Here is a 19,756-nt window from a genome sequence, read left to right as displayed (position 1 = left end):
ACTACGATTTTTTCTCCCACCCCACGTTAATCCACACATTGGGGTCGTAGTAGGGCGCTGCGAAGAGCGCGGGGCCGTAGTTGGCGAGTTTTTTGCGCACCGCAAGATAGTTGGGCCCATTGTACAGCGGAATATAGGTGGCAACATCCTGCTGATGCTTCTGTTCAATGGCGTTGACGCGTTCTAACTGCTGGTGTGTATCCTCGGTTCCCAGCATCTGCGCCGCCATGCTACGGATTTCTTCGGTGCTCCAGCCTTCCGTGGCGGAAGCGTACAGGTAGTTGACCGCCTCCACGGGGGTTGGGGTGATGCTGTACCCAGTGAAAACCGCATCGTAGTCGCCAGCGGCGAGCGCAGTGCTGTATTCGTTGGCTGGGCGGGTTTCAACCTTGGCGTCAATCCCCATGCGCTTGAGTTGTTCCATCATGAAGTTGCTCATGGAAGCTACCGTCGGCTCGGTCGTGAAGTTGGTGATGGTCAGGGCGGCTTTTTCTTCGCCTTTGGTGTAAATACCTGCGCGAGTGTATCCGGCTTTCTCAAGGATTTTGACGGCGTTTTCGATGCTTGATCTGCTGGGATAGTTGTTGCGGTACCCGTTTTGGAGCGGTAGGAAGCAGAGCGAGCCGGGCAGGGTTTCTTTCCAGCCAAGCTGTCCGAAACGTATGTGCTGAATCTGTTTGCGGTCGATTCCGGCGACCACGGCCTGGCGTATGGGCAGCGGAACTTTGCGGGGGTTGAGCTGTAAAACGCCCGCGTAGAGCGCCATTCCACGGCGAATTTCGATGTCTGCAACACTCGTGATGTCGTTGTAGGCGCTCACGGTGCTCACGTTGACAACATCGAGTTCTCCGGTTTTGAAGGATGCGCGTTCCTCGGCGCTGTCTTCTATCTCGTACCAGGTGATGGTATCGAGAAGGGGCTGTGTGCCCCACCATGCTGGGTTTCGTTCGACCCTCAGGTATCTTTCGGCGGTATTCCACTCTTGAACTTTGTAGGGTCCCGCCCAGTATTTATCAAGGGGTTTATCAAAGCCGTTGTTGAAGAGCTCCGGGTCTTTCAGCGCTGGGTGCAGGAAGATGCAGAGGCTTCCATCGGCTGGGTACCACGGGGTTTTCATGGTAATGCTGATGGTGTGTTTGTCGCCTGCTTCTTCGATGGAGGCTATCTGTTTCCAGGCTCCCCCGTCGTGTATTCGGTAGTCGTTGCCGCCGTCGTCTTTGCCGCGCAGGATCTCCCAGGTGGTGCGCAGTGCCTCAATGTCGATAGGGGTTCCATCGTTGAACGTGGCTTTTGGGTTGAGCTTGATGCTGATGGTTTGTGTACCGTGCGCGGTTTCGGCTTTGAACTCGGTAACGTAGTCGGGGTTGGTAGTGAGGTTTCCGGCGTAGTCGCTTATCCATCCTCCGGTGGCGGCCGCCGAGTTCACGGCCGCGTGAATAGTGAGCATTGAGATTCCATACCCGGATTCAGAGGTAATGTTGAAGTTTGGTCCGATAGCGGGATATGACAGGTTGAGGCTGCCGCCTTCGCGCAACTCGGCTCTATCGCGCGGGTTGGTTGCTGTTGCTTCTTGAGAGTCTGTTCCCCAGCCCGAGCCGGGCAGTTCTGAAGCATTCGTTCCGGCCTGGCAGGCGGTGAGCACGCCGATTCCTGAGAGCGCAAGAGTACCAGTGAGCAGGGTTCTGCGGGTGACAGATACGTTCTTCATCGAAGCTCCTGAGGTTCCGGGGAGAATCTGTGCCGGGTGAGCTAGTTCGCCATGGATGGGTAAAACATACCGGATGCACAACAGTGAAACATCCCTGCTTAATTATATCCCGGATATCCTGTCTTTTGAGCTTATTTCACGCTGTTTCATATGAGGAAAACACATTTATAAGCTGAATATATCAGGAGACATGTGGGAGTTCGAACGAAAAAATAACACTCTGGAAGTCACCAATTAGATATTTGGTTAACTTAGCAATTCATTTAGAAGGATCCGCACACCATAAATGGTGTGCGGATCCTTCTAAATTCACATATTAAAAACTCATAGGCGGACCTTGGGGCCTTCCTGGACCTCCTGGACCTCCTCCAAGATATGAAGAGCCTGCACCAAAAGCCCCCAGGTTACCCGCAGGTCCCTTCCAAGCAGGAGGATGAAATATTGACTGGATAAAAGAATCAATTTCACTCTCTTCATTCACAGCGTGACCTGCCGGAGCGGTAAAGGCGATAGAAGTAACCGCCAACACAGTCGAAATACCTAACGTAGTCAGCTTTTTCTTCACGGGATCCCCCTCCTTAGTACTAGTACAGAATATGATACTAAGCCTCAGTATCTAGCTTTCAGGATCTACAGCATTTAGCATATGCCGTAGATACACAGTCTACATATTAATGCAAATAAATATCAAGTAATAGATGAATTTTTCATACACTTAAAATGTAAAGTTTTTGCCTCTAGTTCTTCATGGTTTACATGATGCACATCACCATATAGAGTGTAAAGATACGCAGGACCTAGGTTTACGCAGTCACAATGTCAGGAGCCGCTCCTATCTTCAAAAACCGCAAATCACGCAACGGAACCAACGTTGAGGCGACTCTTGCCGAGATCTCTCACCGGGAGGGTCGAGGGAGTACACGCCCTCGCGCCACGACGGTCGAAACGCCTCACACCAATGCGCATCGCCCAGATCCCCAGCCGCAACCTGTACACTCGGCGAGTTCAGAAGACGCCGCTTCATCGGTCAGTGCTTCTTCCCTGAAGCGTTATATCTTTGTCTTCACCTGGACGATCATCCTGTACTTCTACGTCTTCTGGCAGTATCTTTTTGGAGATCTTGAGGGTCACCGCCCGTTTCTTCTACTACCCGCCGGTGTCTACGCGGACTTAGATTCAAAAACCGCTCACGGTATTCCCGAGCACTGGGTGAGTATCGCGTATTTTGGGCTCGGTGTGGTTCTGATATACATCGCTCATCGCATGCTGAGCCTTAAGGGCGTCGGTTTCGGGCTGCGAAAGCCCAGTAATTTTCGAGGATTCCTAGCCCTCATATTCGCAACCTTTGCATGCTTTGGGGCCATTGCGCCGGGAATTCTCATGGATCGCTATGCCCTGCCTCCCCACCTCACCGCCAATGTGTATGAGGGGTGGCTGAGTGTGCAGCATTCAGCAGACGGCGCACTGCCCCTCTACACATGGTGCACACTCACCCTGACAGGGTTATTCCTAACTGTGTACCTTGAAAACGTGCTTATCAAGCTACGGCTGCATCTATGGGCGATTCTGACTATCACATGCGTGGCGGGTACCCTCCCCTGGCTGCGTTACGATTCTTTTAGCCGTTTTTTCGGGATATTCTGGAGTATTGCCATTGCCTTTATCTACTTGGCGACTCGCACAGGGTGGGGGCTCATCTTGGGCAATACCATCTATGTGGCGTTTCTGGTGGGTATGACCTACGCCCACACTATTCACGATGATGCCCTGCTCTTCGCCTTCGCAACACCCTTCACTCTTTTAATCTTCGCCACACTGATGTTGCCGGTGGCCGTCGGCGGCGGAGGTATATACCGCCTTCACTGGTTGGAATTGCATAGGACCAGCACAGACTCTCAAGGGCTTCATCTCGGCGACTACTAGTATCTTTCAGAAAACAGCCTAGCAAAAGCAAGTGCCCCCAACCGCATATCGGTCAGGGGCACTTCGGCTCAACAGTGCTGCAAGATTGACTACTCCTGCCAGCCTACATTGACCCATAGATTAGCATCTGTATAACTTGTCTGGAACAAGCGAGGACCATAGTTTGCCAGCTTACTCTTCACAGCCGAGTAGCTCGGACCATTAGCGAAAGGCAAGTAAATAGCAACCTTTTCCATGTGGAGCTTTTCTACCTGGTTGGCAAGCTTAATCTGCTCATCTTTAGATTCAGTTGCCGAAATCTTAGCAACCAATTTATCAATTTCGTCGTCTCCCACGCCGTTGTTAATGTCCTTGGTATAGAAGTACTGGGGGCTATCTGCCATATTCGCGCCTACAGCCCAACCGGAAAGCGTACAATCGTAACTCTTCGTACCCACGACAGAGTTAAAATTCGACTCTGGCTGATTATCGTTGGTTACTTTAATACCGGCTTGTTTAAGCTGTTGCTCTATTCGCTGGAATTTTGCTTGGGTGACGGTATCACTGCCGAAAGTAGTAATCGAGAATCCTGCAGTCTTACCGTCCTTCTGGTAAAAGTCACCGCTCTTGGTGTACCCTGCTTCTTCCAGAATCTTCTTGGCAGCATCTGCTCCCGAATCCTTCGGAACGTTATCCTCATATCCCTTCTGGAAAGGCATAGCGAGCATAGACCCGGGCATTGGTTCTTCCCAGCCAACCTGCTTAAAGGTAACATCTGCTAGTTGAGAACGATCAACCGCCGCAAAAGCAGCACGGCGAACCGCCAGATCTGTAACGCGAGTAGCATTAAACTGCAAGTTCTGCACACCAGTATTCTGACCTGAACGAATTTCAGTACCGTTCTGCCCCTTAACCGCGCTATAAGTTGCAGCATCGGTAAATCCTGCGGCATCCAGTTCACCGTTCTTAAACGCAGCCCGAAGAGAATCGATACCCATCTGACGCCAGATAATCTTTTCCAGCAATGGCTTCTTCTCGCCCCACCATTTATCATTTGGAGCCAAAGTAATAACCTTCTCAGAAGAGTTCCAGTTACTTACCTTAAAAGGACCGGCCCAGTATTGATCCATAGGCTTATCGACAAAACCATCGTTGAACAGCTTCTTATCAACAAGAGCAGGATGTGTAGCAAACGTACCCAGGTCATCCGATAGATAGTATGGAGTTGAGAGAGTAATCTTCACATGGAACTTGTCACCATCGACAGCTTCAATACTTTCCATCTGCTCCCATGAAGGGTTGGGGATGATGTTGTAGCCTGAGTCTCCGCCACCCTTATAGATCTCCCAGTATGCTTTGACTGCTTCAACGTCAATAGGAGTACCGTCATTAAAGACAGCCTTGGGGTTAATCTTGAATTCTACGGTCTGAACTCCATCTTTAGTCTCCATCTTGTGTTCCAAACAGAAATCTTTGTTGATAGAGCGTTCGCCTGCAGGGTCCGTATTATAAAAACCAACAACGGCTGGTATGTTACAAGGGCCTCCAAAAGCTGCTAGGTTCTCTGTGGTATAGCCGCTCTGAGTCATGGTGTTGAAGTCCGGGCCCAAAGCACTTACGGAAAGTTTCAGTTCGCCACCCTTCTTCAGTGAAGAGTAGTCTTGCTTGTTAATCTGCAGATTCTTGACAACTTCTTCCGCGCTAGAAGCTGCTTTGCCGCTTAGCTTGTCATCTTTTGAACCGCCACACGCAGCCAGTAAGCCAACAGTTCCCAGGGCGACAGTGCCCGTCAGCAGGGTGCGGCGGTTGAAGGTTCTCTGAACGTTCATGAGGATTCTCCTTTACTGCCTCGAGTCTATACGATGTGACACATCACCTATGATTCAAGGCACATACAACAATGTTGCTTTTATAGTACAGAACCCCCTACCCCACCGCAAATAGTTTTCGCGCCTTACCAATCTACGGAATTTCTACCGTGTAAAACCGTGTAAACCTGTAGATTCTCCCCCGTCATATATTCGCTTTTTTAGAATAAAACTAATTTTTATCCGCAAATGCGATAAAACGCGAGCAGATAATATTTTGTCGAGCAGATAGCGGATTGTTGTCTGCTCGACAAAATATTCTCTGCTCGCCGGGTTAGGGTGAGTGCAAATGGGCATAACACCCACCCCATCCGTCAGAGAGCGAGTAAAACTACTTCACCCAACCAACCTTAGTCCAGTCGATGGTCTTGAACAGGAACGCGCCATAGTTAGCGAGACCCTTCTTCGTGAAGACGTAGTTAGGACCGTTAGCGGCGCATCCTAAGAAGGCAAGTTCGGCGGTATGCTTCTTCTCGATCTCGTCGCATTTGAGGTTCCGTTCTTTATCGTCCTCAATCAGAAGCATTTCCTCGATCATGGCGTCGATCTCGGGGCTGCCGATGCCGTCGCTATTGGACGAGTGGAAGAACTGTTGAGTGGCGACCGTAGCATCGGGGTTGTTCGCCTCGTACCCCGCAAACGTAATGTCGTACTCCCAGTTGCCCAAGACCCGACCGAAATCGCCTTCGGGATGCTGATCGACCTCAATATTGAGCCCGGCTTCTTTCATATTCCGCGTAAAGGTCTGAGCCATACCCTTATCAACAGGATCGTCGCCAAAGATCACGATCTTGTAGTGAATCTGCTGCCCATCTTTCGCGTAGAAATCGCCGTCTTTAGTGTATCCAGCGTCCTCAAGCACCTTCTTGATGGCATCTTTGGGACTACCCTCTACCTTGGGGAATGCATCCTGATAGTACTCCGAGAAAGGCATGTGGAGCATTGATCCGGGTATCTCTTCTTCATAGGGCAAGCCCTGGTACCGAATCTTGGCGAGGGCTTCCCGATCAAGCCCATAGAAAATAGCCTTCCGCACGGCGGCATCCTTGACCCGCCGGGGGTTCACATCGATACCGGAAACATGCAGGCGCACTCCCTTGTGGAGTTCCGTGCCTGCCACCGCCTTAAACTCGGAGTAGGCAGAGGCAGTCCCTGCAGCCGCAGCATCGATTTCATCATTCTTGAAAGCCGCTTTCTTCGCTGGTTCATCCATCTGCCGGAAAATAATCTTCTCCAGCACGGGCTTATCGCCCCACCACTTATCGTTCGGCACCACCGTAATGGTCTTCTCGGAGGAGTTAAAGCCGCCGTCTTTGATCGTGAAGGGTCCACAGCCCCACTCGGGATGCAGATTATCCACAAAGCCCTCATTATAGACCTTAGGATCTTCCAGCGCCGGATGCAGAATAAAGGTGAACAGGGCGTTCAAGGGGTAGAAAGGCTTCGAGAATGTCACCTTTACGTGGAAGTTATCTTCTTCGGCTTCCACGCTTTCAACATATCCATAAATATCCGAGGCCACAATATTGTATTCCCCGTCAGCCTTTTGCTGAGTTTTCCAGGTGGTCTGCAGGGCTTTCACATCAATAGGCGTTCCGTCGTTGAACTTGGCCTGGGGATTCAGCACGATCTTGACGATAACCTTCTCACCCTCTTTGCCGGGGGTAAAAGACTGAGCATATTCTTTCCTGAGGGTCGTAGTACCGTCAAAGTCTAGGGTCCACAAGCCTGCATCATGAATAGTACTCATGATGGTCTGGGTATCGGTCATATTGCCCGACGTAGTCCGGGGGTTGAAATCTGGCCCCATCGACCCGACCGGCAGCCGCAGGGTTCCGCCCTGTTTCAGCTCAGAAACCTCGTGAGCATTGATGTCGTAGAGGTCTTTAAGGTTTGCGCCCTGCCCGGGAGCGGTAGTTTTTCCGTCCTTCGCGCCGCCGCCACATGCGGAAAGCACACCGACGGTTCCAGCTGCCGCAGCTACGCCCAGCAGAGACCGGCGAGTCAGTGCATGAGGAATGAACGCTGCTGGGGTTTTGCTGATGCTCATGATGTGTTTCCTTACGTGTATGCGCCCTGCGATGGGCTTGGTGTTTCAAAGGCTTTGAGATAACTTATGCAGCATTATGCATAAATTATCCATACCCAGAACCATACACCGAACTTCATGCGAAAGTTAAGAAAAACAGCAATAATGTGTTGTAGATTACATATTTTTATGCATATTTACGCAGAATTTGAGCATGTATTTCCGTATCTTTCAGGAAATAATGAGCATAACTTACGATAATCTAGAATATTTACTGAATATCATGTGTGGCTATGAGGGTACAGACAAGGCGCATCCCCACTCCCCCGCGAGGGAATGTAGGATGCGCCTTATACATATTTGTAAAACGGCTTACCTACTTTCTAGGGGTATAGCCCGTCCAACTAGCCAGTGAACCCAATACGCGACCACGCCGAAGGGTTGTACTGCGGATCATCAAAGAGAAACGCACCGTAGTTCGCCAGGTTCTTCTGGCAGCATACGATCTGCGGACCGTTGTAGAAGACGCTGCTCGTAGCAAATTCCTCCATATGCTTCTTCTCGATCTCGTTGCACTTGAGGTTACGTTCTTTAGCATCCTCAATGGAGAAGAGCTCCTCAATCATGGCGTCAATCTCTTCGGAACCAGCCCCATCGTTGTCTTCGCGGGAGTAGAACTGCTTGGTGCCCTCAGTGCCATCGTCGCTGTTTACGCTGTACCCAATGAAGCTCAGTTCGTGCTCCTTGGCAGACATCACCTTGCCCAAGTTACTAACAGGCTGCTGATCAACATCACTCTCAATACCCAGATCACGAAGCTGCTGAGAGAGGAAACGCGCCAGAGATTTTATGGTGTTATCCTCGCTAAAGTTGTTCACCACTACTTTCGCGCGTTTGCCATCCTTTTCATAGAAATCGCCGTTTTTAGCGTATCCGGCCTCTTCCAGAATCTTAGCAGCCGCAGCCTTCCGATCGGCTGCCTGCGGCATACTATCGGCATAGTACTCTGAGAACGGCATATGGATCCTCGATCCGGGCAGGGCCTCGTTGAACGGCAAACCCTTAAAGCGAGTATCGGAAAGCGCCTTACGATCCAAGCCCACCATAATGGCGCGGCGAAGCGGAGTATCGACTTTGACGGGGTTCATCACCACACCGCCTGCAAAGAGGCGCTGGCCCTGGCGGAACTCGGCATTCTTAACATTTTCGAGTTCCTTGTATACGCTCACAACGTTAGCGTTTACGGCGTCAAGCTCGCCATTGGCAAAGGCAGAACGCTGCGCGGGGGTATCGAGCAGGCGGAACGTGATGGATTCGAGAACCGGTTTTTCGCCCCACCATTTGTCATTTCGTGTGACGGTCAGCGTTTTCTCGGTTGAGTTCCAGCCGCCTTCGGCAACCTTAAACGGCCCTGCCGCATAATCGGAATTCGGCTTATCCACTAGACCATTGGCAAAGAAATCGGTATCCGTCATTTTCGGATGCACCACATAGCTGAAGAGGCTGGCAATCGGGTATGAAGGCTTCGACATCGTGACCTTCACGCGGGTTGCGCTGCCGTCTTCTTCAATAGACTCAATATTTGGGTACAAACCAGTGCTCTGAATCTGATAAGTCTTGTTGTCTGAAAGAACTTTATGAGTCGCTCTCAGAGCTTCAATATCGAGCGGGGTACCATCGTTGAATTTTGCTTTCTCATTCAACGTGATATGCAAAACCTGTTTGCCGTTCTCCATTGCGGAGGTGAACTCGGTACAGAAGTCGGGATTAGGTGAAGTTTTACCTTCGTAATCTTGCTGCCACAGACCACTCGTGAGCAAAGAATTATACGAAGAAATAGCACGAGCATTATCGCCAACGGCACCCTGAGTATGCAAAGGATTGAAATTTGGTCCCAAACTGGTAACCGCTAGACGCAGCTTTCCGCCGGATTTGAGGGCAGAAATATCCTGCTTATTAATTTTTACGAGGTCTGCGATATTCGCACCTGCCGTTGCTGCAGCCTGAGTAGAGCCGGAACCACCGTTCTTGCCGGAACAAGCCGCAAGCATACCAGCGGTGCCCAGTGCAGCACCACCTGCGAACAGGGTGCGGCGGTTCAGAGTGGAGTGAGCTTTCACGAGCGTATTCTTTCTATCACCGACAAACGCACAGTCTAGCGCTACCGCCCGTGGTAGCGGCGTTTGATACATCTTAATTGTATTCATGGAATTGCAGAGCGAGAATTTATTTCCTGCAATCTCAAATACTGGTAATTCATATCACTATTTCGCTTTATCGCATACTATAAATTTTTATCTCTTTAAAACGTTGCGGGGATGATTCTCCTATGAGAATCACCCCCGCAACACACATGCGGTTCTACGAAACCGACTCTAGCGCTACATCGGGAAGGTCTGCACCATCCGGGTAGTAGCAAGCGTAACCGTGGTCTTCGCCGTCAAGCGTGATAACCTCGGGCTTTTCCTCCAAGCACCGCTTCTGCTTATCCTCAGGAAGCAGCTTGAAGATGGGGCACCTGCTGGAGAAGCCGCATCCTACCGGGGCATTGACCGGAGTGGGCAGGTCGCCATCCAGCATGATGCGCTGGCGCTTAGCCTCAACCTCCGGGTCTGGCACGGGAATAGCCGAAAGCAAAGCCTTGGTGTACGGGTGAATCGGGTTATCAAAGACCTGATCCACGTGACCAATTTCGACGATGCGCCCCAGGTACATAACCGCAACCCGGTCAGAAGCGTGGCGAATCACGGCGAGGTCGTGCGCCACCATCAGGTAACTCAGGCCCAGGCTCGCGCGGAGTTCCTCAAGCAGGTTAATCACGCCTGCCTGAACGGAAACGTCCAACGCCGAGACGGGCTCGTCCAGCACCACAAGTTTCGGGTTTACGGCAAGCGCACGGGCAATACCGATACGCTGGCGCTGACCGCCCGAGAACTGGTTCGGGAAGCGGTTCACGTGATCGGGCTGCAGACCCACGATCTTCATCAGCTCAACCACGCGCTTTTTAATATCTGGACGCTTCATGCCCTGGTTTTCCAGGGGTTCAGCAAGAATCTCGTAGACGGTAAAGCGCGGGTCGAGGGCGCCCGTGGGGTCTTGGAAAACCATCTGCTGGTTCTTGCGCAGTTCAAGAATCTCGCTAACAGATTTATGATCCTGCGTAGAGACTCCGTTAATCAGAATCTCGCCATCGGTTTTCTTGCTGAACTCCATAATTTCCAGCAGCGTGGTGGTTTTACCACACCCGGATTCGCCCACGATCGAGAAGCATTCACCCTCACGAATATCGAAAGATACGCCGTCCACGGCCTTCACGGTACCCACGCGGCGCTTCATGAGAGAGCCCTTCATGAGCGGGAAATGCTTCTTCACGTTGCGCACTTCAAGCACCGGCGCGCGATCTTCGCGCGGAATGCTTTCGAACTTCGAGACAGGAGTTTCAGGAACGGTATAGAGTTCTTCGGCCGTCTTACTGATGAGGTCCTGCGAGATAGTGCAGGAGGAGTAGTGCCCCTCACCAGCGCCCTTGAGCGGAGCGAGCTCGGGCTCACCAGCATCGTCCTTGCAGCATTGACCGCCGTTTTTGGCGACGGGGCAACGCTCACGGAACGAGCAGTGCTCCACCGGGTACAGCAGATTCGGCGGAGTACCCTCAATGGGCACCAAAGAGGTTTTCTGCGAACGGTCCACGCGGGGAACCGCACCCAATAAGCCAATCGTGTAGGGGTGGCTGGGGTACTTATAAAGGTCTTCAGCCTTAGCAATTTCTACCGGTTTACCCGCGTACATCACCAGAATGTCATCGGCCATACCGGCGACAACACCCAAGTCGTGGGTAATCATGATAGTCGCCGCACCGGTTTCGTCCTGCGCCTTATCCATAACCTCAAGCACCTGCGCCTGAATGGTGACGTCAAGTGCAGTGGTAGGCTCATCCGCAATAAGCACGCGCGGATCGTTGGCAATTGCCATTGCGATCATGATGCGCTGGCGCATACCGCCGGAGAACTCATGCGGAAAAGAACGCAGACGGTCGGCTGGGGAAGGAATACCCACTAAGCGCATGAGTTCAATAGAGCGATCCTTAATCGCCTGCTTGCTCATACCCTTATTGTGGATTTTGAGGACTTCGGCAATCTGATCCCCGATAGTGTACACCGGAGTCAGCGAAGACAGCGGATCCTGGAAGATCATGGAGATGTGCTTGCCGCGGTACTGGCACATTTCCTTATCGCTCAGACCCAGCAGTTCGGTGCCGTTGTATGTGATAGACCCGGTAATATCGGCGGTCGTGGGGTGCAGCCCCATAATCGCCATAGATGCCACGGATTTGCCCGAACCGGATTCGCCAACGATACCCAGGGTTTTACCAGCGTAAAGGTCAAAATCGACACCGCGCACCGCATGTACAACACCGTTTTCGGTATTGAAGCTAACGTGCAGGTCTTTAACACTCAAAACGGGAGAAGTGCTCATGAGTTTTATGCCTCCTCATTCTGGGTGGATGCCTGAGCATCGGGATTGGGGTCGGTTGATGGTGCTGCAGCGTCGGCTTCCTGAGCCTCCGCGTCTTCGACCTTAGATGCCGATTTCTGGCTCTTAGCTTTCTTTGACTTCTTGATCTTACCGACCGACATGGAAGTCGGGTCGAAGGCGTCGCGCAGGCCATCATTCATGAGCGAGAGCGGCCCCACCAGCAGGAAGAAGAAGATAACGGGGAACCAGAACATATGCGGCAGGGTATTAAGCTGTTGTGCGGCATCGGAAATCAACGACCCCAGTGAGTAGTTTGGATAGGTAATACCAATGCCGATAAAGGAGTACGCAACCTCAGAGAGCACAGCGATCATGATGCCGGTCGTGAAGTTCAGAACGAGCATCGAGCCGATATTCGGTACGAGGTGCCGCAGCACGATCTTGAAGGGATGTACGCCCATGTAACGTGCTGCCTTCACGTAATCGCGCCCAATCAGGGATTGCGCCATCGCACGAATCACACGGGCAGGTCCCATCCAGCCGAATACAATCAGCACAGAGGAGAGCACAATCCACGTGGGAACGGTCTTCTGAATCTGCTTACCAATCTGACCGTTGATGAAAATCGCCAGAATCAGCAGCGAGGGAACCATAATCATGGTTTCCAAGAGGAAGAGCATAACCCTGTCGATCCAGCCGCCAAAGTACGCCATCACGCAACCGTAAATCGCGGAGATAATGACGGTAGCGATGCCCACGACTAGACCGATTTCCATTGAGGTCCACACGGCTTCGCTCATCATGGCGAAGAGATCGTTACCGCCCACGGTGGTGCCAAACCAGTGCTCTGCGGAGGGGCCTTCACCGCCAAGGGTCATAAAGTCAGATTCGGTTGCGGAGTACTTGGAAACATATTTGCCGAAGTACCCGAAAAGCCCCACACAGATAAAGACGATAAGCCCGAACACCGCAGCCTTGTTGCGCAAGAAGCGGCGGAGGATAATCACATTCTTGTTGAGAACTTTAAAGTCACCATTCTGCACGACAGGTACCGTGCTTGTTTCAGTTACCTGGCTCATGAGATCCTCACTCGGGGGTCGACGATCGTGGTCGCGATATCGGCGATAATGGCACCGATGGCGAACAGCACGGAACCGTAGGCGAGAGTAGCGGTCGCAGCGTTCACATCCTGTTGACCAATCGCATCAATAGACCATTTACCGATGCCGGGCCATGCAAACACGGACTCCGCGAAGAAGGCACCCGCAAAGATGGTGGGAATGGTGTACGCAATCGACTGTGCCACCGGGATGAAGGACACACGCAGGGCGTGGCGGGTAATCGCCTGGTTACGAGTGAGTCCTTTCGCGCGAGCGGTACGCACGAAGTCTGCGTTCACGTTATCGAGCAGGTACTGCCGCTGAGCAATCTGATAGCTGGCCCATCCGAAAATCGTCATACAGAAGGTCGGCACCACATAGTGCGCCGCCATGTCTATGGTGGTATCCCAGAAGCCTGTTACACCGGGCGTCGAAATACCGGTCACATAGAAAATCTTTTCGCCACCGTTTTCAACCACGATGTTGTTAATGGCGGTCGCTCCCTGCTGCACCACGAAGTATGCCACGGGGGCGGGAATAATATAGACGAGATAGGAATAGCCGGTAATAACTCGGTCGGAAAACTTGTACTGACGCGCTGCCGAGTAAACACCCAGCGCCACACCGATGATAATGGTCAAAATAGTCGCCGCGAGCATCAATCTGGTAGAAACCCATAGGCGCTGACCGAATTCCTGATTGATATATCCGCTGTTTGGGCTGCGTCCCCAATCAAATTTGGTGACAACATTCGTCAGCCATTGAATGTATCTGTCCCACGCACTCATTTCGGGGTCTAGCCCGAGGGATGCGAGGGTGCGGTTCACCTGTTCAGGCGAAGGGCGCGGCACCTTTTCCTGCTCCAAAAGGGCAGGTTTTAGCGTGGTAACAGCCGCAAAATAACCCATAGTCGTGGTTAAGAAAACCATCACGAGGTAAGTGAGCGACCTCCGGAGGATGTACCTAAACATGGGGCGGTTCCCCTCCTAGATATTCTGGTTTCGTAGGCATGTGTGTTACAGCTTCCGTCATCGGATAATCCAGTGACTACAGTCACTAGAAGCGTAGTCCCTTTATCTTATATTTACATTCGGGTATCCACCAAACCCACATCGCCTTAAAATCAGCCGACAAGCACCATTTTGCGGGGTACTGCGGGGAGTTTAGAGGCGGCATCCCCGGTATCGCTATCAAAATAAGGTTCGGCAAAAAGTTACGAAAGATTTACACACGCGGAAGATTTGTGGCGTCATATTTTTTCAGAACGCCTCAAACCCTCTCCAGACCCCAAAAAATCCACGAAAAACCATGTAAACAGGAGCAAAACCAACATCTAAAATAAGTAGGTCCTAACTTATATTTTCGGGATTTAGGGCAAAAAATTTTATGAATCTCATACCAAAAGCACCCCGTATCCTGTGATTTATGAATGGCATCATAGAATACGGGGTGAGAATGCATCTCTTTTACACGTAACTTTCTACGTTCGTGATAATTCTAGAACCGGTTACGGTACTCGCTCTCAGCAGCACCGGTGCGGAAGGCACGAATATTGTGGGCGATCAGTTCCTCCGGATTTACGGGGCGACCACCGGCAGCATGCGGGGTGATCACGATATTCTTCGCATCCCACAGGGGCGACTCGGAGGGGAGCGGTTCGGTTGCCGTCACGTCCAGCGCAGCGCCCGCAATCGAGCCGGAGTTTAGGGCGGCGATGAGCGCGTCCTCATCAACAGTGGTACCGCGCCCGACGTTAATCAGGTAGGCGCGCTTGGGCAGCAGCTGCAGCTTATGGGCATCGAGCGCTTTGAAGGTCGAATCGCTGGTGGGAAGCACCATCACGAGAATATCCGTAGTTGGCAGGTATTCATCGATTTGTTCGGTCGCAATCACCGGGAAACCGTTACGCTCCCCCGCGCTCTGTGCAACGCCGGTTACGTTCGCGCCGAAAGCTTTGAAGAGCCGCGCGGTCTCCTGCCCGATCGATCCGAAGCCCCACACGAGCACATTGGCATCAAGCAGGGTTGTGACCTGGTCTTTCGGGTGAAGTTCCTGCGCGCCGCCTAGCTCCTCAGCCCAACGATGATCGGTCGTTGCCTGCGCCAGCGTCGGCAAGAAACGCACGAAGTTCAGGGTCAGCGCGAGCGCATGTTCCGCAACGGTTTTTGAGTGCAGACCCACACCTGCACAGATGGCGGCATCGGGGGTGAAGCCTGCCGCGCGCACCGCATCCGGCCCCGCAAGAAGCGCCTGAATAAGCCCCACATTTTTCATGCGGCAGGCGGAATCCGCGAGCTGATCGGCAGTATTTGCCCAAGCAATCAGAACCTCGGCATCGGTATCTTCCTCGGCGATAGGTTCTGTGGGGTTATAGTGCCGCACGGTATCGCCGGGTTCAAGCCCTAGTTTCTCTTCGTCGAGCGTAATTGAAGTAGGAATCAGAATCTTCATAGGTCCTCCTGTAGATGGCGCATGCGGGCTGGTGTTCAGCAACGAAGGCAACCCGCACCCGTGTGAGGGGGTTAACAGTTATTCCCCTCCAGCATAGCGTGAGAGGGGAATAACTGTATAGGGTTACCTAAGAAACCGTTAGGGCTTGGTGCCGCGCGAAGGTTCGCCGGTGTCCTCTAGATCCTGAGCTTGATGCTCGGTTTCAGCCGTTTCTTCGGATGCACTATTGGCAAGTTCCGGGTCGATCACGGTATGCGATTCACCCTGCATTTTCTTCAGGCATTCGGCATCTTTCGCCGCCATTTCGGGCGTGATGACCTCAATGGCACCGGTTGCCGAACGCGCCACATCGGTAGTAGTGTGCGTTTCGATGGTGGTGGCGAGCGCATCCTCACGAATGAAGAGAAGCAGAAGCGCGGAGATTAGCCCGAGTGGTGCCAGGTAGAGGAAAAGTGGAATCAGGGCATCATTGTAGGCGTTCACGATAATGCCGTGAATCGGCTCGGGAATCCGGCTGACGAGCTCGGGAGTCAGGGAGGAGGTTCCGTGTTCCCCCGCCGAGGCTACTGCTTGCGCGGGCATGCGTTCACTGAGTAGGCTGCTCAGGCGTGAGGTAAACAGGCCGCCCACGAGTGATGCACCCACGGTTGAGCCGACCTGGCGGAAGAAGTTGTTTGCCGCGGTAGCGGTTCCTACGACGGTGACGGGGAAGGCGTTTTGCACGATGAGGGTGAGGAACTGCATCGACATGCCTAGGCCCGCGCCCATGACCGCCATGTAGCTGCAGAAGATCCAGGTGGGGGTGCTCGGGGTGATGGTTGAGATTAGGTAGAGCCCAAGCGCCACGAGTGCGGTACCGGTGACCACATATGCCTTGTATTTGCCGCGTGCGGAAACCAGCCGCCCGGTAATAATGGAGACCACAAGCAGGGCGCCCATGAGGGGAATCATGAGCAGACCCGCCACGGTTGCGCTCACGCCCAGGGACATTTGCAGGTAGGTGGGGATGTACTCGACGGCACCGAACATGGCAACACCGAGGGAGAGAGATGCGCCCAGGGTGAGCAGGAAGTTGCGGTTGGTGAAGAGGTACATGGGCATGATCGGCTCTGCGGCGCGGTTTTCAACCGGAATGAAGATCAGGGCCGCGACGACGGATGCGATGAGAAGCCCAATAATCTGCGGGGAGTTCCAGGCGTACTGATTGCCGCCCCAGATGGTGGCGAGCACGAGCGCGCTGGTTCCAGCCATGAGAATAATACTGCCCAGATAGTCGATCTGCCGCTTTTCGCGGTCTTTGAGCGCGGTGTGTGGGAGCAGGAAAATGACGGCGAAGATTGCGAGTACGGCAAGCGGCAGGTTGAGCCAGAATGCCCAACGCCAGCCGGGACCCTCAGTGATCCACCCGCCGATGAGCGGCCCGGCGACCGAGGAGAAGGCGAAGACGCCGCCGATAATACCCATATATTTACCGCGTTCGCGGGCAGGGATCACATCTGCGACCACGGATTGGGAGAGAATCATGAGGCCGCCACCGCCGACTCCCTGGAGCGCGCGGGCGACGATCAGCCAGGTCATATCGGGAGCGAGCGCGCCGATGATAGATCCCGTCATGAAGGAGAGGATGGCAAAAATCAGGAAGGGTTTACGCCCGAACTGGTCGGAGAGTTTGCCGTACACCGGCATGGTGATGGTGGATAGCAAGATGAAGGTGGCAATTACCCAGCTCATATGCTCCACGCCATGCAGTTCGCCCACAATGGTCGGCAGTGAGGGTGCGAGGATGGTTTGGTTCAGCGCCGACATGAGCATCACGATGACCAAGCCGGAGAACATGAGCGCTATTTGATGTTTTTTAGCTTCAGCCGTGGTGGCTTCAGCGGGTTTGTCTGAGTGCGACGTCATTCCTAGTTTTCCTTCAGCAGGGCTTGAAAAGTTTTGACGGTGTTGTGGATGCGCCGCTCGACCTCGTCTTCGTCGGCAATATCCTTGGCGAAGTGCAGCTGCCGCAGCACCGCGGATGCGAGCTGAACCGTGGCACGGGTGCGTTCTTCGGCAGTTTCTGTCAGCGGCATATTTTCGGGGCGGGTTATCAAAGGGCCGCGCCTTCCTGCGGCGTTAAAGGCATCCCAATCGACGGTGTTGAGGTAGTCGATGAGCACTTGTTCACAGTTGATATGGTGTACCTTCAGCCGGTGCCTGAATTCGGGGAATTCGTCGATGCGCTCCCGGAATTTCGCGTGATCGGCAAAGTTGAAGCTGTGCCGCACGATGTACAACAGCAGATGGGTGATACGCACGATGAGATTGTCGTTCTCGTGCGCCCGATCGCTGGCGAGCAGCTCGTCGGTGATGGCGGGGGCGCGCAGGCCGAGCACCGCATCCTCCTTAGTTCCGAAGTAGTTGAAGAAGGTGCGGGGCGAGATTCCAGCTTCCGCAGCGATATCTTCGACGGTACTGCCGCGCATGCCGTGCTGGCGGGCGAGGCGCAGGGCGGTTTCGTGAATGTTCACCCAGGTGCGTTCGCGGCGGCGTTCACGCAGGCTTGTCTCGGTGCGACTCGGCTCAGGTTTTTGCATAACTGCAATTATTGCATTTCTGCATTTTTTGCACAACTGCATTACATGGGCAACGCGGCGTGTCCTGCCCCTCCCCCACAGAAGACAAGATGCTAGGCATAATAATAGGGTGAACTTTTTTTCACCCGGATACCTCGACTTCCTACCCGATTGGCTCAGGATTATTCTGTTCTTCGCAGACCTGAGCATCCGTGTGCTGTCCCTATTCTGGCTGCCCTACAACCGCAAGCCCGTGGTCGCACTCGGCTGGCTCATGGCTATCTTCTTCATCCCGTTCATCGGGTTCCTAGCCTTCCTGATTTTCGGGTCCTCTCACCTTCCGCAATATCGGCGCGCCCGGCAACACGCCATGAACGACCTGATCCGCGAGACCACCGGCGGCACCCCGCAGCTCACCGACTCCGACGGGCTCAACGAAGCAACCCTGGTCGCCAGCCAGCTCAACTACAAGCTCGGTTCGCTCCCCCTCGTCGGCGGGAACTCCTTCACCCTGCACAACGACAACCACGAAGCCATGCGCATCATGGCGCAGGAAGTCAACAAAGCCCAGCGGTACGTTCACTTCGAGTTCTACATCACCGCATACGACGAAGCCTCCAAAGTGCTCTGGGATGCTCTCTTCGCCGCCCAAAAACGTGGCGTGCGGGTGCGCGTGCTCATCGACCATATCGGCTCGCGCAAATACCCCTCATACCGGCAGCTGACAAAAATGCTCAACGAATCGGGTATCGAATGGCGCCTGATGCTGCCCATCAAACCCTGGCGACTACAATGGCAGCGCCCCGACCTGCGCAATCACCGTAAAGTCCTCGTGATCGACGGCGCAGTGGCGTTCTCGGGCTCGCAAAACGCCATCCACCGCTCTTACGACCTCAAAGAAAACGTGCGTAAAGGTCTGGAATGGAAAGACCTCACCTTCTCGTGCACCGGTCCCATCGTCGAAGAACTCAACGCCGTGTTCGTCTCCGACTGGTACTCCGAAACAAACCAGCTGATCCTCGAAGAAATTGAGGCGAAAATCCCCTACGTTCCAGGCTCGATGCGCGCCCAAGTAGTTCCCTCCGGCCCCGGGTTTGAGACGGAAAACAACCTGCGTCTAATCAACTACATGATCTACAACGCAGAAAAACGCATCACCATCTGCTCACCCTACTTTGTACCCGACGAAACCCTGCTGCAGGCACTCACCAACGCAGCGTTCTCGGGCATCGAAACCACCGTGATCGTCTGCGAGAAAGGCGACCAGTTCCTCCCTAATATGGCGCAGCGCTCCTACTACGAGACGCTGCTGCAGTCCGGGGTGCGCATTCTGCAATACCCCAGCCCCACAGTGCTGCATTCCAAGTTCATGTACGTGGACGACGAAATGGCGTTTATCGGCTCATCAAATATGGACCCCCGCTCGTTCTCGCTCAACCTCGAAGTATCAACCTTTATCGCAGACCCCGCTATGGTGGATGCGCTCGCCGACGTTGCGCGAACCTACGAAAGTATCTGCACGGAGCTGCGTTATGGCCCGTGGTCCTCACGCCCGCAGCGCATTAAAGTCACCGAAAATATCTGCCGACTCTGGTCATCGCTCCTGTAAAACGTGGTCTGGAAACGCCCGTAACATGAGGGAGTTCGGCATGACCGCACTCTCG

General features: G+C 53.3%; 13 protein-coding genes. 2 read left to right on the top strand and 11 right to left on the bottom strand.

The window, feature by feature from the left end; translation table 11 throughout:
* Position 1: 1 nt before the first annotated feature.
* On the bottom strand, positions 2–1,708 hold the full coding sequence (locus HMPREF0733_RS05660; protein ID WP_013398425.1) for an ABC transporter family substrate-binding protein: 1,707 nt from the start codon (positions 1,706–1,708) through the stop codon (positions 2–4).
* Between the two features lie 316 nt (positions 1,709–2,024).
* Positions 2,025–2,273, bottom strand: a complete 249-nt coding sequence (locus tag HMPREF0733_RS11165; protein ID WP_013398424.1) for a hypothetical protein — start codon at positions 2,271–2,273, stop codon at positions 2,025–2,027.
* Positions 2,274–2,524: 251 nt separating this feature from the next.
* Here HMPREF0733_RS11165 and HMPREF0733_RS05655 point away from each other — a divergent pair, with 251 nt between their 5' ends.
* Positions 2,525–3,631, top strand: a complete 1,107-nt coding sequence (locus HMPREF0733_RS05655; protein ID WP_013398423.1) for a hypothetical protein — start codon at positions 2,525–2,527, stop codon at positions 3,629–3,631.
* An 89-nt stretch (positions 3,632–3,720) separates the two neighbouring features.
* On the opposite strand, the gene HMPREF0733_RS05650 is transcribed toward HMPREF0733_RS05655, so the two are convergent.
* The 9 genes from HMPREF0733_RS05650 to HMPREF0733_RS05610 all read right to left on the bottom strand — a co-directional run bounded on the left by HMPREF0733_RS05650 (position 3,721) and on the right by HMPREF0733_RS05610 (position 18,155).
* A complete protein-coding gene (locus HMPREF0733_RS05650; protein WP_013398422.1) occupies positions 3,721–5,439 on the bottom strand; it encodes an ABC transporter family substrate-binding protein in 1,719 nt (572 codons plus the stop codon).
* Between the two features lie 370 nt (positions 5,440–5,809).
* On the bottom strand, positions 5,810–7,528 hold the full coding sequence (locus HMPREF0733_RS05645) for an ABC transporter family substrate-binding protein (protein ID WP_013398421.1): 1,719 nt from the start codon (positions 7,526–7,528) through the stop codon (positions 5,810–5,812).
* Positions 7,529–7,911: 383 nt separating this feature from the next.
* Positions 7,912–9,627, bottom strand: a complete 1,716-nt coding sequence (locus HMPREF0733_RS05640) for an ABC transporter family substrate-binding protein (RefSeq protein ID WP_041321675.1) — start codon at positions 9,625–9,627, stop codon at positions 7,912–7,914.
* 241 nt (positions 9,628–9,868) lie between these two features.
* A complete protein-coding gene (locus HMPREF0733_RS05635) occupies positions 9,869–11,983 on the bottom strand; it encodes an ABC transporter ATP-binding protein (RefSeq protein WP_013398419.1) in 2,115 nt (704 codons plus the stop codon).
* A 5-nt stretch (positions 11,984–11,988) separates the two neighbouring features.
* A complete protein-coding gene (locus HMPREF0733_RS05630; RefSeq protein ID WP_013398418.1) occupies positions 11,989–13,062 on the bottom strand; it encodes an ABC transporter permease in 1,074 nt (357 codons plus the stop codon).
* Positions 13,059–14,054 carry an ABC transporter permease gene (locus HMPREF0733_RS05625; RefSeq protein WP_013398417.1) on the bottom strand — a complete coding sequence of 332 codons (996 nt, stop codon included), beginning with the start codon at positions 14,052–14,054 and terminating at the stop codon, positions 13,059–13,061. The genes HMPREF0733_RS05630 and HMPREF0733_RS05625 overlap by 4 nt, the downstream gene beginning before the upstream one ends.
* A 526-nt stretch (positions 14,055–14,580) precedes the next feature.
* Positions 14,581–15,534, bottom strand: coding sequence for a phosphoglycerate dehydrogenase (locus tag HMPREF0733_RS05620; protein ID WP_013398416.1), 954 nt, complete (start codon positions 15,532–15,534; stop codon positions 14,581–14,583).
* A 138-nt stretch (positions 15,535–15,672) separates the two neighbouring features.
* Positions 15,673–17,439 (bottom strand): MDR family MFS transporter, encoded by a 1,767-nt coding sequence (locus tag HMPREF0733_RS05615; protein WP_013398415.1) that lies wholly within the window; start codon positions 17,437–17,439, stop codon positions 15,673–15,675.
* A gap of 2 nt (positions 17,440–17,441) precedes the next feature.
* Entirely contained in the window at positions 17,442–18,155 is a 714-nt protein-coding gene (locus HMPREF0733_RS05610; RefSeq protein ID WP_013398414.1) for a TetR/AcrR family transcriptional regulator, read from the bottom strand.
* Positions 18,156–18,222: 67 nt separating this feature from the next.
* Here HMPREF0733_RS05610 and cls point away from each other — a divergent pair, with 67 nt between their 5' ends.
* On the top strand, positions 18,223–19,701 hold the full coding sequence (cls, locus tag HMPREF0733_RS05605; protein WP_013398413.1) for a cardiolipin synthase: 1,479 nt from the start codon (positions 18,223–18,225) through the stop codon (positions 19,699–19,701).
* Positions 19,702–19,756: the final 55 nt, after the last annotated feature.

Origin of the sequence: Rothia dentocariosa ATCC 17931 (assembly GCF_000164695.2) — a bacterium.
In the GTDB taxonomy this organism is placed as follows: domain Bacteria; phylum Actinomycetota; class Actinomycetes; order Actinomycetales; family Micrococcaceae; genus Rothia; species Rothia dentocariosa.
This window is presented reverse-complemented; position numbering and strand designations above follow the sequence as displayed.

Excerpts from the sequence above, each read along its gene's own strand:
- HMPREF0733_RS05650 (WP_013398422.1), bottom strand. The coding sequence starts at position 5,439 with ATGAACGTTCAGAGAACCTTCAACCGCCGCACCCTGCTGACGGGCACT.
- HMPREF0733_RS05630 (WP_013398418.1), bottom strand. The coding sequence starts at position 13,062 with ATGAGCCAGGTAACTGAAACAAGCACGGTACCTGTCGTGCAGAATGGT.
- HMPREF0733_RS05645 (WP_013398421.1), bottom strand. The coding sequence starts at position 7,528 with ATGAGCATCAGCAAAACCCCAGCAGCGTTCATTCCTCATGCACTGACT.
- HMPREF0733_RS05620 (WP_013398416.1), bottom strand. The coding sequence starts at position 15,534 with ATGAAGATTCTGATTCCTACTTCAATTACGCTCGACGAAGAGAAACTA.
- HMPREF0733_RS05635 (WP_013398419.1), bottom strand. The coding sequence starts at position 11,983 with ATGAGCACTTCTCCCGTTTTGAGTGTTAAAGACCTGCACGTTAGCTTC.
- HMPREF0733_RS05655 (WP_013398423.1), top strand. The coding sequence starts at position 2,525 with ATGTCAGGAGCCGCTCCTATCTTCAAAAACCGCAAATCACGCAACGGA.
- HMPREF0733_RS05610 (WP_013398414.1), bottom strand. The coding sequence starts at position 18,155 with ATGCAGTTGTGCAAAAAATGCAGAAATGCAATAATTGCAGTTATGCAA.
- HMPREF0733_RS05660 (WP_013398425.1), bottom strand. The coding sequence starts at position 1,708 with ATGAAGAACGTATCTGTCACCCGCAGAACCCTGCTCACTGGTACTCTT.
- HMPREF0733_RS05615 (WP_013398415.1), bottom strand. The coding sequence starts at position 17,439 with ATGACGTCGCACTCAGACAAACCCGCTGAAGCCACCACGGCTGAAGCT.
- HMPREF0733_RS05625 (WP_013398417.1), bottom strand. The coding sequence starts at position 14,054 with ATGTTTAGGTACATCCTCCGGAGGTCGCTCACTTACCTCGTGATGGTT.